The 15955-nt window shown below is 43.4% G+C and carries 11 protein-coding genes; 7 read left to right on the top strand and 4 right to left on the bottom strand.

Going from position 1 to position 15955, the window contains the following annotated elements; all coding sequences use genetic code 11:
- Nucleotides 1-93: 93 nt before the first annotated feature.
- Nucleotides 94-2289, bottom strand: coding sequence for a carboxy terminal-processing peptidase (locus tag JZ787_RS08310; RefSeq protein ID WP_346312103.1), 2196 nt, complete (start codon nucleotides 2287-2289; stop codon nucleotides 94-96).
- 241 nt (nucleotides 2290-2530) lie between these two features.
- Between JZ787_RS08310 and nagZ the strand changes: the two genes are divergently transcribed.
- The gene (nagZ, locus tag JZ787_RS08315) at nucleotides 2531-3547 is read left to right on the top strand and encodes a beta-N-acetylhexosaminidase (RefSeq protein ID WP_279734937.1); all 1017 of its coding nucleotides are present in this window, start codon (nucleotides 2531-2533) and stop codon (nucleotides 3545-3547) included.
- Between the two features lie 158 nt (nucleotides 3548-3705).
- On the top strand, nucleotides 3706-4581 hold the full coding sequence (locus JZ787_RS08320) for a class I SAM-dependent methyltransferase (RefSeq protein ID WP_346312104.1): 876 nt from the start codon (nucleotides 3706-3708) through the stop codon (nucleotides 4579-4581).
- Between the two features lie 58 nt (nucleotides 4582-4639).
- On the opposite strand, the gene JZ787_RS08325 is transcribed toward JZ787_RS08320, so the two are convergent.
- Nucleotides 4640-5971 (bottom strand): alpha/beta hydrolase, encoded by a 1332-nt coding sequence (locus JZ787_RS08325; protein WP_346312105.1) that lies wholly within the window; start codon nucleotides 5969-5971, stop codon nucleotides 4640-4642.
- 306 nt (nucleotides 5972-6277) lie between these two features.
- Between JZ787_RS08325 and JZ787_RS08330 the strand changes: the two genes are divergently transcribed.
- The 4 genes from JZ787_RS08330 to JZ787_RS08345 all read left to right on the top strand — a co-directional run bounded on the left by JZ787_RS08330 (nucleotide 6278) and on the right by JZ787_RS08345 (nucleotide 12782).
- A complete protein-coding gene (locus JZ787_RS08330) occupies nucleotides 6278-7543 on the top strand; it encodes a glutamate-5-semialdehyde dehydrogenase (RefSeq protein ID WP_218288814.1) in 1266 nt (421 codons plus the stop codon).
- 609 nt (nucleotides 7544-8152) lie between these two features.
- Nucleotides 8153-9370: an acetate kinase gene (locus JZ787_RS08335; protein WP_004979078.1), complete on the top strand. Its 1218-nt coding sequence runs from the start codon at nucleotides 8153-8155 to the stop codon at nucleotides 9368-9370.
- 55 nt (nucleotides 9371-9425) lie between these two features.
- Nucleotides 9426-11567 carry a phosphate acetyltransferase gene (gene pta, locus JZ787_RS08340; RefSeq protein WP_234965272.1) on the top strand — a complete coding sequence of 714 codons (2142 nt, stop codon included), beginning with the start codon at nucleotides 9426-9428 and terminating at the stop codon, nucleotides 11565-11567.
- Nucleotides 11568-11771: 204 nt separating this feature from the next.
- Nucleotides 11772-12782 (top strand): hypothetical protein, encoded by a 1011-nt coding sequence (locus tag JZ787_RS08345; protein WP_346312106.1) that lies wholly within the window; start codon nucleotides 11772-11774, stop codon nucleotides 12780-12782.
- A 55-nt stretch (nucleotides 12783-12837) separates the two neighbouring features.
- Here JZ787_RS08345 and JZ787_RS08350 read toward each other — a convergent pair whose 3' ends face one another.
- The gene (locus JZ787_RS08350; RefSeq protein ID WP_346312107.1) at nucleotides 12838-13347 is read right to left on the bottom strand and encodes a DinB family protein; all 510 of its coding nucleotides are present in this window, start codon (nucleotides 13345-13347) and stop codon (nucleotides 12838-12840) included.
- 109 nt (nucleotides 13348-13456) lie between these two features.
- Complete coding sequence (locus JZ787_RS08355; RefSeq protein WP_346312108.1) at nucleotides 13457-14362, bottom strand: DMT family transporter; 906 nt, start codon at nucleotides 14360-14362, stop codon at nucleotides 13457-13459.
- Nucleotides 14363-14541: 179 nt separating this feature from the next.
- Here JZ787_RS08355 and JZ787_RS08360 point away from each other — a divergent pair, with 179 nt between their 5' ends.
- The gene (locus JZ787_RS08360; RefSeq protein ID WP_346312212.1) at nucleotides 14542-15402 is read left to right on the top strand and encodes an AraC family transcriptional regulator; all 861 of its coding nucleotides are present in this window, start codon (nucleotides 14542-14544) and stop codon (nucleotides 15400-15402) included.
- Nucleotides 15403-15955 lie beyond the last annotated feature (553 nt).

Genomic DNA, 15955 nt, shown 5'->3' on the forward strand with positions numbered 1-15955 from the left:
TAACCAGCCAAACCCGCATTTGTGTTTTGAATCACAATTTAAATAAAAAGCCAGTCGAAACTGGCTTTTTAATACATTGCGTCAGAGATTAAACTATTTTGCAGTGCCTTTTTGCAACTTGGCATAATCTAACAAGACATTTGCAGATTCAGTCACAAATGCTTCCTCTTCAGGCAATGCAGGACGCTGATTCGCTTTCATTTTAGCGCGTGCTTCAACTAAAGCTTCCATAGAAGCTTGATAGCTTTCCCAGTTTGCATAAGGCTTTTGTCCTGCAATCTGACGGCGCTTGTTTTCCGAGTCTAAAGTCTGTTTTTCCAGTGCCAACAATTCAGCTTTACGTTGATCAATGTCTAAAACCACACGTTTTTGATCTTCTGTCTTTTTCGAGATGTCTTTACGCTGTTCAAGATAGTTAAACTGCGGGTCGACTTTAACGCGTGCTTGCGACAGTTCACCTAAACGTTTTACATACGGTGCAATGCTGCCTTCACGTTTAAACGGTGCGGTTGGAATAGTGTCCCATTCAAGCGCATTTTTCGCTTTACGCTCACCAAACTCTTCATTGTAAATGTCTACCAGCTTCACGTCTGGAATCACGCCTTTGTTTTGCGTACTGCCACCCGTTACGCGGTAAAACTTACGTTGCGTTAGTGTCGCTTGACCATGCGCCAAGTTATCGAGCTGAACTTGTGCTGTTCCTTTGCCTGTAGTAGTACTACCAATCACAATGCCACGTTCATAGTCTTGGATTGCAGCAGAATAAATTTCGCTTGCAGACGCAGATGCTAAATTCACCATCACTGCCAATGGACCCGCATAGGTTTGCGCGCCATTGTCATCGTCTTCAAAAACGCTCACATTGCCGTTACCATCTCGAATTTGCACCACAGGACCTGACTTAATCACCTGCCCAAGCATACGAGCTACTTCTTCAAGTGACCCCCCTGGGTTATTACGTAAGTCGATAATAATCCCTGATACATTCTTGGCCGCCAAAGTTTTCAGCGCATTGTTAGTATCTTCAGATACAGAACGATATTCTGTGCCCGCACGACGTGCACGATAGTTTAAATAGAAAGACGGAATTTCAATCACACCAAAGGTGTACTGCTGGCCATCACGCGTCACATTTACGGTACGTGAACGTACTCCTGCATCTTCTTCTTGAATGACGTCACGGGTAATAGTCACATTACGCGCTTGGCTCATCGATGCACCCGAGCCGAGTAAACGTATGGTGACTTTGGTACCACGTTTACCACGAATTAAACCCACAATTTCATTGCTCGGCCAACCGATGACATCCACCATTTTTTCGCCATCTTGTGCCACACCAATGATGCGGTCACCCGACTTCACCTGTCCAGACTTGCTCGCAGGACCACCTTCTACAATGGTTTCGATTTTGGTGTAGTCTTCATTGCCCCGTTCAGGTCGAATTGACACCCCAATCCCTTCAAGTTGCAAAGTCGTCTGACGATTCAATTCCATTGCATCGACAGGCGGGAAATAGTTACTGTGTGGATCATAGGTAAGCGTCATCGCATTGAGTGTTTTGTCTAACACATCATCGCTTTTCACCCGTGAAATACGTTCTAACTGGCGCGTATAACGCTTGGTTAAAGTCTGTACTGGGGTTAAATCTTCCGAGCTAGTGAGATCTTGTCCATTGGCCAATTCTGGGTTGGCTTTAAGCGCTTTTTGCTTCGCCAACTCTTCTTCTTTACTAATAGTCAAATTAATCAGCTGCGAAACCAGCATTTTGTTCCAATGCTGACGCTGCGCCGCTTCATTGGCAAAATACGGTGCCTTTTCACGATCCGTTTCGATATAAACATTGGCTTGTTTTAAATTCTGCGGCTTTTTCAGCTCATCCAGCATATACGAATAAAACTGGGTCAAACGATCTCGATACTGTGCATGAATCGCATACGGTCCACTTAAGTCACCTGCTTTTAAAGCCGCACCTAAGTTTGAGCCATATTTACGCTTATAACCGTCTACTTCAGAGGCAAGAAATAGTGAATGGTCTGGATCTAAGCTGTCCAAATAAAAATCGAGAATACGCGCCGATGTTTTCGCATCTAAACGTTGATTGAGATAATGTTGACGGTCAACCAAGGTCGCCAGTTGACGAGACACCAAAGCCTGCTCCTGCGACGGAACAATAGCTTGTTTGGTTACAGCGGTAGTTTCAGTCGCTGCAATGGCTTCATTAATGGCATGAGTGAAAAAGAATCCACCCGTTGCAATTGCAACCGCACAAGCAATGGTTTGAAGTTTCATAAATAATTCTTAGTTCCTTGGTTTTTGACCAAAATTACAATGTCATTTTTCGACATGAATTGAGAATATTCAAAATCTTAAACAACTTAATCTGTTTATGTCGTGTAGTTTTATCATAATCTGTGCTGACAAAATGTAGCAAATCATTGCAAAATTCGGGTATTGTTTTCGACGACCTGTTTCGCTCTCATTTCAGAGCCAAAACAGTCACTGACCAAAAAATCAAATACGGACACCCAATATGATTGGCGCATTGATGCTCGACATCGCAGGCACAGAACTTACTCAAGAAGATATTGCACTATTACAAGCACCGCAAGTCGGTGGCATGATTTTATTTGGACGAAATATTGAATCTCCTGCACAAGTTCGCGCCCTAACCGACCACATGCGCCGAATTCGTCCTGATATTTTGATTGCTGTCGATCAAGAAGGCGGACGTGTGCAACGCTTAAAACAGGGCTTTAGCCTACTTCCAGCAATGGGTAAGTTTGGCGAGCTATTCTTAAGCGAACCTGAAAAAGCCTTAAGCTTGGCAGAACAATCTGGCTGGTTGATGGCAACAGAAGTTCTTGCCGTCGGTATCGACTTTAGCTTTGCCCCTGTACTCGACTTAAATGACATCAGTGATGTGATTGGTGACCGTGGCTTTGCCAAAAATATTCAAGACATCGTACCGCTGGCCAGTGCATTCCTAAAAGGGATGAAAGCCGCAGGCATGGCATCAACAGGCAAACATTTCCCCGGTCATGGTTCAGTCAAAGCAGACTCACATGTCGCAGCAGCCATCGACTCACGCACGTATGATGAAATTTATGCCAAAGATATGCAAACCTTTATCAAACTGATGCCGCAGTTAGACGCACTCATGCCTGCCCATGTGATTTATAACCAAGTCGATCCAAACCCAGCAGGTTTTTCGCCGTATTGGATTCAAACCGTGCTACGTCAGCAACTGGGCTTTGATGGTGTCTTATTCTCAGATGATTTAAGCATGCAGGCCGCATGTGTTGCAGGTGGTGCAGATTCCCGCATTCAAGCCGCACTCCATGCAGGCTGTGACATGGGACTGGTGTGTAATGACCGAGCATCCGCATGTGTAGCCTTGGAGGGGATCAACCAACTGGCGCTGCCAAACCAAGCTCGCTTAGAACGCATGCGTGGTCAGATTCCAAATATCAGCGTTCAATCAACACTGCATTTAGGTGACAATTGGGCCAAAGTACGTGACCAAGTGGAACTGTTTAGATTAAGTTAAGCACTTCATCTTTGACCATTTCAACCACGATATTTCGGACAAAGGGACATCACAAGATGTCCTTTTTTCATTATGATAAACTCAAAATAAATCAACAGGCTTGCTCTGCATTGCCCAAACAACAACGCTAAAACAACAAAATATCGGGTACGGATACCATGACAGATGTTTTATCGGCTCATCGCCATATCTCTTTTACTGCACACTATACAGGCTATATTTGGTATAGCATGGGCATCTCACACCCTGTATTTGCCACCCGCAAAGGGAAGTTACTGGCCAAACTGGTGCATCCACTCGAAAGTTGGGCTGAGAAACACGTCGGTGGCAGCATGCGTACCACCTTAAAACAGCGTCATCAAATGATTGATGACCACCTCAGCGCACTGATCCAACAGTACCCAAATTTACAAGTTTTAGAAATTGCCAGTGGCCTGTCCCCACGCGGCTGGAGCTTTCGCCAACAGTATCCTGAGATTGACTATCGTGAACTCGACTTACCTGACATGGCGAAAATCAAAACTCAGGCCTTAAAACAGATCGATCAGACCAGCCCAGCGGTTCTCTCCGCCGACTTATTTAGCGCGGATTTTGCCCGTGCCTTTGAGGTGTTTGACCCAAACCGCCCTTTGGTGGTGGTGAGTGAAGGTCTGATCAACTACTTTAGCAAAGACATGCTCGCTCAACTGCTACAAGGCATTGTCCAATACGGACAGCAGTTTGATCAGTTATATTATCTGACCGACCTCTACCCTGAACCTGTGAAAAATAAACTGGCTAATTTTATCTGGAGCAGTAGCAAGCTTTTAAAATGGATGTCCCGTAGCGCCTTTGGCTTTCACTTTGTCAGTCCGCCTGAAGCGGCTCAATTTTTCAAACAAGTAGGCTTTCATACTGTTACCGTTCACCAACCCACTTTAGCTTTCAATAGCACTCAGTCCGACACTTCAAACTTAGATCAGCAGGACCACTTAGGCGACTTGGTCTGGTTGATACATAGCCAATGGCAAAAGCCCAATCAACCCGAGCAATAAACTTAGTCCCCATAAAAAAACAGCGATGAAACGCTGTTTTTTTATTTTTAAATTTCAATTAACTCACGGCTTCGAGCAACGTCTGTTCTTGTTTCTGACGTCCCACAAAGCGAAGCAGTCGATCCGCGAGTTCAAAACTGCCATGTTTAAATAAGGCACGAATATACAGCCCATCTTCGGCAAAAATTAAACATTCAATCTGAAACTCGCCTTCTTCATCGCTCAAGTGCAAAGCCAAATCACGCGGATATTTAGCCGCCACAGCAGCTAAGTCTGACTCAAAGCGTAAAAGCACCCCAAAGTAGTTCAAGTCCACCACTTCAGTCACAATCACCAAGTCTGAATGTCGATAGCTTAAGAAAGTTTCAGGGTGTTGAATCTGAACCCGCTCTTCACCGCGGCGCTCCATATCCAGCATTTGTGCCCGACTAAAGGGGATAATCCCGTCTAAGTGCTGAATGGACTCGTCCTTCAGAAACGTCGCAAACAAATGCATGGTTTCTTTACGGCGTTGTAGCTGTGGCACATGGTCTGCATTGGCAATTTGCGCATATTCCATGTCAGGACATTGCAACGCAAAGTTGGCATTTTCATGTGGCAAGGTAAAACTGTCATATTGGCCACAGGCCACCAAAACTTTGCACTGTGGAATCGGCACATCGGTGAGGCGAAGCAAACGATTACAGTTGATTTCATAACGCTCTTGTTCTGTTGCGGTAAACTCCGCCATCTGTCTGAAGAACAAACGCTTGGCTGTGGGTGACATTTTGGTTTTATCCATTTTGGCATGATTGACCAAATACAAAATCACGGCCTGACCAAACTCATCCATGCGTTGTTCACGCATTAAGTGTAACGACTCTTCTAGCAACATCCGCCAGCTTTTGCGGGTCTTTTGCATCACACCCATTAAAATCATACGGTCAATGAGCTCCGGTCGTTGATCGGCCAGACAAGACGCCACCACTGAGCCCAGTGACATGCCCATCACTGAAACTTTGTCTAATCCTTCAATATCTAACCAAACGCCGAGCATTTTCGCGAGATCACCCAGTTCTAACGTGCCCGCAGACAAACCTGTATCGATATTACGAATTTGTTGATTGGCACCCATTGAAGGCAGATCAATCAGGATAATCGGACCGGCATCGAGCAGTTGCTCAACGCAATATTTGTAGGAATTAAAGTTTTGAAATGCCCCACCGATAATCACGATAGGCGTACGATGGAATGACTCTGGCCGAGCAATCGCCATGTATTCGACTTTCCAACCCTCAATCCATGTGGTTCGTGCAGGTTCTTTAAAGCTGTTACGATGGTAAACATCAAAAAAACCTAAGCGTAAATTCGCGTCATCCAGCTCGGCATCCCTTTGAATCATAGAATTCATGTTCCTTCCCTCTACTCTTGCCTGTACTTTTTGTTTTGCAAGAAATGCACGATCACGCCTGTCAACGACAACAGGGTGTTCAGTGTTGTAATAATTATGCAAGGACTTCATGTCCTAAAATTCATTCTATACAGAGCACTGTTTTACACGCAACAGATTGTGTAACCGCTCATCATGTTTTAGATAAAAAACAATTTCAAAATATGTATAAGTCCGCCTATACACTGGATTTTTCATGTAGAGACTATGCGGTCGAGTGTTAGGCTGTTACTATCTTCTGTGAAATTTCTAAGTGATCAAACCGCTATGCAAGAGTCGATTGAACAATATATGCAAACGGTAGGACAGCAAGCACGTCAAGCTTCTCGTATTTTGGCGCGTGCTTCTACCGAAACTAAAAACAATGCGTTGTCAGCTATTTATACTGCTTTAGTCAACAGTGAGCCCACTATTTTAGCGGCAAACCAAGCAGATATGAACAAAGCGCACAGCAACAACTTAGACAGTGCTTTACTTGATCGCTTAGAACTGTCTCCCGCACGCTTTAAAGGCATGTTGCAAGGCTTAAAAGATGTGATTGGCCTCAAAGATCCTGTCGGTGAAATCACCGATATGGCCTATCGTCCGTCAGGAATTCAGCTCGGTAAGATGCGCGTTCCTTTAGGCGTGGTTGGCATGATTTACGAGTCTCGCCCAAACGTGACCTTAGAAGCCGCGTCTTTAGCACTTAAATCTGGCAATGCCATTATTTTACGTGGTGGTTCTGAAGCCCTCGAATCCAATAAAGCCATTGCTGAAGCCATTCAACGCGGTTTAAAACTGGCGGGTTTACCTGAACATGCAGTTCAAGTGATTAACACCGCAGACCGCGCAGCCGTGGGGCAACTGATTACACTCACTGAATTTGTCGATGTAATTGTTCCACGTGGAGGCAAAGGCCTGATTGAACGTATCAGCAATGAAGCCCGTGTCCCTGTGATTAAACACTTGGACGGGAACTGTCACGTTTATGTTGAAGCACAGGCTGACCTACAAAAAGCCCTACCGATTGCGCTCAATGCAAAAACTCACCGTTACGGCGTGTGTAATGCAATGGAAACTTTGCTGGTCGATGAAAAAGTCGCAGATGAGTTTTTACCGCGTGTCGCTGAGCTCTACACTGAAAAACAAGTAGAATTGCGTGGCTGTGCTCAAACTCAGCGCATTTTAGGTACGGCAGTCAAAACGGCGACCGAAGAAGATTGGTACACGGAATATCTTGGTCCAATTTTGGCAGTGAAGGTGGTGTCTGGTATGGAAGAAGCGATTGAGCATATCAATAAATACGGCTCACACCATACCGATTCGATCATTACAGAAAACTACTCTCTAGCTCGTGAGTTCTTGGCCGCTGTTGATTCGAGTTCTGTCATGATCAATGCCTCGACCCGTTTTGCCGATGGTTTTGAATATGGCTTAGGTGCAGAAATTGGCATCTCAACGGATAAAATCCATGCCCGTGGCCCAGTCGGCTTAGAAGGCCTGACTTCACAAAAATGGATTGTGTTTGGTGATGGTCAAATTCGCCAATAACTCATCCGACACATTTTAAATATCTATGTTCAGCTCTTTCCAAAGGGCTGAACATTTTTTATATCTGAACGCCCTCTGCAAGCACTCTCAAAACAAAAGCATTATCATCATAAGATGCACGCGTATTTTACTGATCCCCTATCGGCTGTTGTTTTGACTTTACATCCCTTTTTTTACATAAAGGCGTTTACCAACCTAATCAGTGCCATTTCAACTCGAATGCTTAAAATTTAGAGGAAATCATGCTTTTTTGATGGTCACATTGATTGCGTATGTGATTGTGCGTGTATCTAAAATGACATATCAAAAATAAACAGGAACGCCACAATATATTCAGCTCTTTTTAGCAGATAGCATGTTATTTTTATAGCGTTGAAGCTGATGAATAATTCAGCATCATTTCATGAATAAATGAAAATCATGAACCGATAAATTTTAATTATTATTCATCAGACGGTCGATAGTGCTTAAGTCTAATCACCTAAAGTCTATCTTGGACTAAAAATATACACATGATACAACATAAAAAATGATCAAGATTGCATAAGAACGTACTGCATGAAGATCAGTTCTAGGACGGATAATTCAATTAGAATCAGGTATTAAAACGTGTCTACATCAGTATTAGTAATTAACTGCGGATCTTCATCAATCAAATATGCGCTCGTTTCTGAACGTCGTGAAGATCGTATTTTCGGTTTAGCTGAGAACTTAGGTTCTGCTGACGCTCGTATCAAAGGCATTACTGCGGGTGGTCAACCCCTTGAATTGTCTATTCCACATGCCGATCATGAAAAAGCATTGGAAACCATCTTAGAACGCCTTTCACATTATAACCCTCAAGCCATTGGTCACCGCGTAGTACACGGCGGTACATTGACCAAAGCTGAGCTTTTAACAGAAGAAATTGTCGAACGCATTCGTGCAGCAACACCACTTGCACCATTACACAACCCTGCGCACTTGGTTGGGATTGACGCCACTATGCGTTTATTCCCAGAGCTACCTCAAGTGGCTGTATTTGATACAGCATTCCACCAGACTATGCCTGCACATGCTTACCGCTATGCTGTGCCAAAATTTTTATACACTGAGCATAATGTCCGTCGCTATGGCTTCCACGGCACGAGCCATGCTTATGTGTCTGAACGCGGTTCAGAACTGGCTGGTAGCTTCAAACAAGGAGGCTGGTTAACTGCACACTTGGGTAATGGTAGCTCTACTTGTGCGATTTGGAATGGACAAAGTGTAGACACATCAATGGGCTTAACTCCACTTGAAGGTGTCGTGATGGGCACACGCAGTGGTGATGTCGATCCAAGCTTACATAGTTTCCTTGCCAACAACCTAGGCTGGGACATTTATAAAATTGATAAAATGTTGAATAGCCAATCGGGCTTACTCGGCCTGTCTGATCTATCAAATGACATGCGTACTTTGATTGAAGCCTCTGAACAAGGCAATGAAGATGCGACTTTAGCTATTGAAGTGTTCTGCTACCGCCTCGCAAAATCATTGGCTGCACTGAGCTGTGGTCTACCACGTCTTGATGGCTTGTTCTTCACGGGTGGTATTGGTGAGAACTCGGCATATATTCGTGAAAAAACAGTCGCTTTCCTACCGCACTTTGGTTTTAACTTGAGTAAAGAAGCTAATGACAGTTTAAAACGTGGTACCGAAGGTCGTATTGATACAGGTACAGGTCCGCAAATTTGGGTTGTGCCGACCGATGAAGAAGGCCGTATTGCCAAAGAAACTGCATCCGTGGCCGATGAGGTGATTCAAACTGCTGCAAAAAAGTCTGAAGACAATGTAGCGATCGCTTAAGTGGTCGTTACATTCACTCATGTCTGTTTTAAATTCTTGTATGACGAATAAATATATGAAAACGATTTTACTTGTGCCCACTGGGGAAGGCGTCGGCTTAACATCTGCTTGCCTGGGTTTGGTTTATGCGCTGGAATGCCAAGGGGTTAAGGCTGGCTTTTTAAAACCTTTTTCTCAAGAACTGACCACAGGGGCAGACCGCACAACAGCGCTCTATCACCATGTTTCGAAAAATGAAACCGTTGAACCGATTAGCTACCACACCATCTTGCAACAACTCAGTGCAGGGGAAAATGATGAGCTACTTGAAGATGCGGTTCGTTTGCACCGTGCTATTGCGCGTAAGCATGACCTGATCATTGTTGAAGGCTTAGTCCCGAATAGCCGAGATTCTTTTGCTTCTGAACTAAATGCACAACTTGCGCAAGCACTCGATGCCAAAGTCATTATTGTCAGTAATGCAGACATTAACAAGCCAAGCGCGACGGCTGAAAAAGTCGATAGCCAACTACGCTACTTTGGCGGTGCCAGTTCAGAGCGAACTGCGGGTGTGTTATTGATGCGCACCAAAGGCTTGCCCGATGACTCAGCACACATTCCAGTAACGTTTGACCCAAGTCTGCGTTTAATCAGCGATACCAATAAATTTATAATTGAGCTCCAAAAGACCCACCCAAAACTCGGATCAGACAAACTCCCTGTAATCGGCTTGGTTCCGTTTAGCAACACGCTCAGCGTACCGCGTATGTCAGACTTGGCTTCACACATTCAAGCGGAATGGATCAATCAAGGCGATGCGATTCAACGTCGTGTGTTGCATAGCAGTTTGATTGCATCGAACATTGAGCATGAACTACATAAGTTTGTCGCAGGCGAGCTGATCATTAGTGCATCAGATCGTATCGATGTGCTTTTGGCATCTAGCTTAGCCAGCAGTAATGGCATTCCACTGGCAGGTTTGGTACTGACTGAACACCATACGCCAAACGAGCAAGTACTTGCGTTTTGCCAAGCAGCGATTAAGCAAGGCTTACCAATTTTACATACAGCGCTCAGCACCTTCGACACGGCGCAGAGCTTAGCCAATCTCAGCAATGAAATTCCTGTCGATGATACTGAACGCGCTGAACAAGTCACTCGTTTTGTATCGAGCCATATCAATGAAGAATGGCTAAAGGTAATGTTGAATGGCTCGTACCAACCTCGCCTCTCGCCTTCGGCTTTCCGCCATGAATTGGTCCAAAAGTCGATTGCCGCGAAGAAGCGCATTGTCCTACCTGAAGGCGATGAACCACGTACAGTTCAAGCTGCGGCCATTTGCCAATCTCGTGGCATTGCACACTGTATCTTATTGGCAAAACCTGAAGCTGTCGTAGAAGTGGCAAAAGCACGTGGTATTGAGCTTCCACATGACTTAGAAATTATCGATCCAGATTTAATTCGTGAAAACTATGTCGAAAAAATGGTGGAATTGCGTAAAGGCAAACTGAACGAGCTGCAAGCACGTGAACAACTGCAAGACACAGTCGTTCTTGGTACTATGATGTTGGCACTCGATCAGGTCGATGGTTTGGTTTCAGGTGCAATACATACCACAGCCAATACTGTACGCCCAGCCTTCCAACTCATTAAAACAGCGCCTGAGTACTCACTGGTCTCTTCCGTGTTCTTTATGCTGTTACCCGATGAAGTCTATGTCTATGGGGACTGCGCGATTAACCCAGACCCAAATGCCGAAGAGCTCGCTGAAATTGCGATTCAATCGGCTGACTCAGCGAAGGCCTTCGGTTTAGATCCACGTATTGCGATGATTTCATACTCAACAGGTACCTCTGGTGCTGGAGCTGAAGTTGAAAAAGTCGCTGAGGCAACACGTATAGCGAAAGAACGCCGTCCTGATCTGTTGATTGATGGGCCGCTTCAGTACGATGCAGCATCGGTTGAAAGTGTCGGACGCTCGAAAGCACCTGATTCTAAAGTTGCAGGTCGTGCCAATGTGTTTATTTTCCCTGACCTAAACACAGGCAACACGACTTATAAAGCCGTGCAACGCTCTGCCAATGTCGTAAGCGTCGGCCCAATGTTGCAAGGTTTGAACAAACCTGTAAATGACTTGTCTCGTGGGGCTTTGGTGGATGATATTGTGTTTACAATTGCACTCACTGCAATTCAAGCGGAACAACAAGCAACAACTTAAAGTAACTTGATGTGATCCAAACCATCCAACGGAAAAGTTGGGTGGTTTTTTTATTTTATAGCGCCCAATGGTATGACCGAAGCTTAACTTCTATATATTTACGAACATAGCCCAAACACAGATAAAACAGTAAGACTTTACTTTTCAGACACTTAAGAAATATACTCAAGCGATATAATTAAATTCTAAATCATTGGTCTCATAATGAATAAAAAATGGCTTCCAATTCTAATAATGACAACATTTTCACTGACAGCATGTAATGAATCTAAGCAGCACCAAACACCGTCAGACTCAACCACAGCATATAAAAACTTAAGTACAGCCAATCCAGCTGACATTAAAGCGGATCTTGATGCCCTAGATCAGATTTCGAATAAAAACTCTCAAGCCATTTTGAACGCACAAGATGCGCTTAAAGCGGCTCGTCAAAATAAAGAAGTCGATACCATCCCCGCCCTGCTAGAACAACTGAAAACCCATTCTCTTGCGTTTAATACCGCACTAGATGCAATAAACTTCAAAAGCCAAGAGGGTGCTGCGTTACGTGAGAAATTTAAGCAAGTCCATCTTCTAGGAGTTGAGCTCGCACAAGAAAATACTAAAAACCCACCACAGATACAGCGTATAACAGCACTTGAAGCAGAAATCAGCGTCATACAACAAAGCTCTATCAGTGAAATGAGAGCCTTACAACAGATGGTATATCCTCAGCTAAATACTGGGGCATTAGACAACACACGACAACAGGTAAAATCAGACCCTGAGCTCAATGTTACGGCTCATACTCCACCCCATAGCACCTCACATCTGAGTCAAGATAATGCCGCAGACATTAAATATGACCTCATCGTTCTTGGAGCTGCATCTCAAACCGCCAAACAAAAGGCTCAAAATTCTTTTATGGGCATGCAGCATGCGATAGACAGTGGTAATAGGAATGCGCTTATGACGGCTGTTAAACAAACCACTACGCGAATTCATGACCTGAATCAAAAATACGATGCCGTGACACTCAAAAGTGCTGAAGTCACAGCAGCTCGTGAAAGGTTAAAAGAAGAAAATAATCTCCAAATCGAAATGGGTAATATCATCTTATCGGACTCACCAGATCGACAGAGGTTTGCTGAGCTAAATGAGAAATGGAAAAATGCTCAGAAAATGGTTGAAATGGAGATGGAAGCGCTTCGAATTAAAGCCAATACAGCGTCATGATGAGGGCATCGTATCAGCTCGATTCCATTATTTTACAAAACCAATCGCAGCTCTCTTAAACAGGCAGATTTTCTTCTATCAACATATATACCATATCAATCTCTGGGCATGGATAACCCATTGAAGTTAAAGCCGCTGTCACTTGCCCTCTGTGATGCGTTCCATGATTAAACACATGCAATAATGTAGCAGCATAGGGCAGACTCATTTCTTGTCCAGCTGATGTTTTGTACTGTAAATTATGTCCAAATTCTTCCACATCAACATGTTTTAATAAATCTATCCAGTTGTAAGCCCTGCTCTCTAACTCAAACATGAGTTTATCTTTATCCTTCTCTACGATGGTATTTAACTTTAATGTAGGAGATACTTTCGATGAAAACCGAGGAAACCATAGATAATGCTCACCAACAAGCAGGTGATTCAATGTTCCAGAAATACTTTTGAAGAAAAGTCCGCATTCAGCATTGAAATCTTCATCAGAGATATTTTTTAAAACTTGGTTTAATTTTTGAGTAGACCACACGTTGTAACGAGCAAATAATTCAAGCGTTTTTAAATCCATTTATAAAGCCCTGCATGAAATTCTCTAAAATGAGCATAATACAAAGGATGAAAAACACCTAAATCTTTAATTTCTAAGGTAGAATCACTTTCGATTTTCTTGCGCACACCTAACTTCGCTTCAACATTTGACTCAGTCTAAACTTAGGCGTTTGAATAAAGAAAATTGCATTACCACATAAAATCAAAATCACCCCAATGACCGCATTCATATGCCATTGATACCCTTCCCAGATGGTCGAAATCACCAAAGCCACCAAAGGAAATAACAAAGTACTATAAGCTGCCTTACCCGCACCAATCCGTCCAACCAAATAGAAGTAGGCGGTAAAGCCAATCACTGAACCAAATACAGCCAAATACAATAAAGCACTCACCGCACTGAATTCCATAGCCGGGAAAAACTCGTCTTGTTTAAATCCAGCAATCAATGCCATCAAGATTGAACCATATAGCATGCCATAAGCATTGGTGGTAAAAATATCCAATCCGTTTTTCTGATGACGCGCACTGATCATATTGCCCAGTGAAAACCCATAGGTTCCTAACACACAAAGGCCAATCCCCATCAGCGTATGAGTGTTTAAGGTACTCCCGATCACATCATGCCAAAACAGGGCGATGATCCCCAATCCACCCAACACAGCCGCAGGATAAAAACGTGTAGACACCTGTTGTCCAAAGAACAGTTTGGCGTTGAGGGTATTAAAAATGACCGCCATCGAAAAAATAACTGCTTCCAAACCGCTGCTGATATATTGAACCGCATAATAGAAACAAACAAAGTTAAAACCAAAAATACAGCACGCCTGTAACATACAAAACAGATGGTCTTTTACAGCCAGCTTTTGCAGTTTTCGGCACAAAACAATAAAAGCAAACAACACCAGAGCCGAAATAAAGAAGCGCCAAAATACGGCTACATTGGTCGATATTCCACTTTGTTGTTGCAGACTTATCGCAATCCATGTCGTTCCCCAAATCACCACCACCAAAGCATATAACAGCGCATTCATACTCTTTAACCCAAACTCAAACCACTCACGCTATTGTGCTTGGTTTAGGTCTCCCATTTCTTGCACCTTCTTGTGGTCACTATCACGAAATTGTGGTTTTTTACTGATTTTCTGATATAGATGACAAAATGAAATCAAAGTCCTACACTCATTCTTCCATTCGGCACTGCGTATAGATGATGAAATATCAGATTCTAGATCAATTACAACAACATAAAGCTCAACTCCTCGACTCGGTCGAATTGGGTTCGGGCATGCAGTTGGCCATGTGGCAAAACAACCAAGACCGTGTCAGTGTTTGTAGTAACCACCATACGCTTAGTATGTACATTCAAGGGGGATATCACAGTTATCAAAAGACAGCTCAAGGTTGGCATAATGGCGGTGGGCCAGATCATATGTGCTTGATGCCACAGGATTTTGAATCCACTTGGGATCTGCGTGACCCACTGACTTTTGTGCATCTGTACTATACCGAGCAACACCTACAACGCGTCGCCGAACAGGTGTGGGATCGTGAGCCAAGCCAAATTACTTTAAATCCGCAAAGTTTCGTGGCCGACCCACAAATTGCCATGATCTATCGACACTTTTTACTCAATGGGGCTTGGCAAAACAGGGAAAATCACTTGCAGATGAGTACTGCCACGACTCTTCTACTCAACCATCTAATTAAAAATTATAGCCATACCGAGTGGCAAGTCCCTGAAGTCAAAGGTGGGCTGTCCCCGTATACCCTAAAACAGTTATTAGAATGGATTGATCAGCATATTCAGCAAAGCTTGACCTTATCAGATTTGGCTGAACAAACTCAGCTCAGTGAATATCATTTTGCCCATATGTTTAAGCAATCCATGCACATGCCGCCGCACCAATATGTGATGCAACGTCGACTTGAACTGGCACACCAAGCTCTACAGCAGACGACCGCCAATATGACGGACATTTCGGAGCAGTATGGATTTAGCTCCAGCAGCCATTTTAGTCATCGCTTTAAAAAGCACTTTGGCTACTCCCCATCCCAAATGCGGAAAAATTAGCACCAGTCGATAGGATAAAGCGAAGATTTGAAGATTTGAAGATTTGAAGATTTGAAGATTTGAAGATTTGAAGATTTGAAGATTTGAAGATTTGAAGATTTGAAGATTTGAAGAAAGCTTAAAACAAAAAAGAAGATAAAGCTTAAGCCTGATCTTCTTTTTGACCGTACATCCAAGTCGCTGCGATATATACACAAAAGCCCGCAGCCATCACTAAACCTGTCAACATGCTCGATGTCCTATTGTTTGATGAATGCATTATGCGAAAGTTTTATGACAACTTTATGACAGTGTTGTCATATTTCAATATTATTATTTTTACATTATATTCAATAACTTAAACAATAAATCATATTCAAAAACCGAATTTCGACGTGAAATATTTCATTAAATTTAGATATTTTTGTCATATTTACCACCGTTTATAACCTCATTTTCTCATCAATTTTGCTCAACTATTAAACTTTCACCCAAAGGCTTCGCAAAACATCCACAACCTCGGCATTTTGTCTTATAATTTAGCCCGCTAGCTATCAGCCCGCTCAAGAGATAT

It is taken from the genome of Acinetobacter sp. BWR-L5, assembly GCF_039655985.1.
GTDB classification, from domain to species: domain Bacteria; phylum Pseudomonadota; class Gammaproteobacteria; order Pseudomonadales; family Moraxellaceae; genus Acinetobacter; species Acinetobacter johnsonii.

Coding starts and splice junctions, on each gene's coding strand:
- JZ787_RS08325 (WP_346312105.1), bottom strand. CDS start 5,971: ATGAATTCTATGATTCAAAGGGATGCCGAGCTGGATGACGCGAATTTA.
- pta (WP_234965272.1), top strand. CDS start 9,426: ATGAAAACGATTTTACTTGTGCCCACTGGGGAAGGCGTCGGCTTAACA.
- JZ787_RS08345 (WP_346312106.1), top strand. CDS start 11,772: ATGAATAAAAAATGGCTTCCAATTCTAATAATGACAACATTTTCACTG.
- JZ787_RS08360 (WP_346312212.1), top strand. CDS start 14,542: ATGAAATATCAGATTCTAGATCAATTACAACAACATAAAGCTCAACTC.
- JZ787_RS08355 (WP_346312108.1), bottom strand. CDS start 14,362: ATGAATGCGCTGTTATATGCTTTGGTGGTGGTGATTTGGGGAACGACA.
- JZ787_RS08310 (WP_346312103.1), bottom strand. CDS start 2,289: ATGAAACTTCAAACCATTGCTTGTGCGGTTGCAATTGCAACGGGTGGA.
- nagZ (WP_279734937.1), top strand. CDS start 2,531: ATGATTGGCGCATTGATGCTCGACATCGCAGGCACAGAACTTACTCAA.
- JZ787_RS08320 (WP_346312104.1), top strand. CDS start 3,706: ATGACAGATGTTTTATCGGCTCATCGCCATATCTCTTTTACTGCACAC.
- JZ787_RS08350 (WP_346312107.1), bottom strand. CDS start 13,347: ATGGATTTAAAAACGCTTGAATTATTTGCTCGTTACAACGTGTGGTCT.
- JZ787_RS08330 (WP_218288814.1), top strand. CDS start 6,278: ATGCAAGAGTCGATTGAACAATATATGCAAACGGTAGGACAGCAAGCA.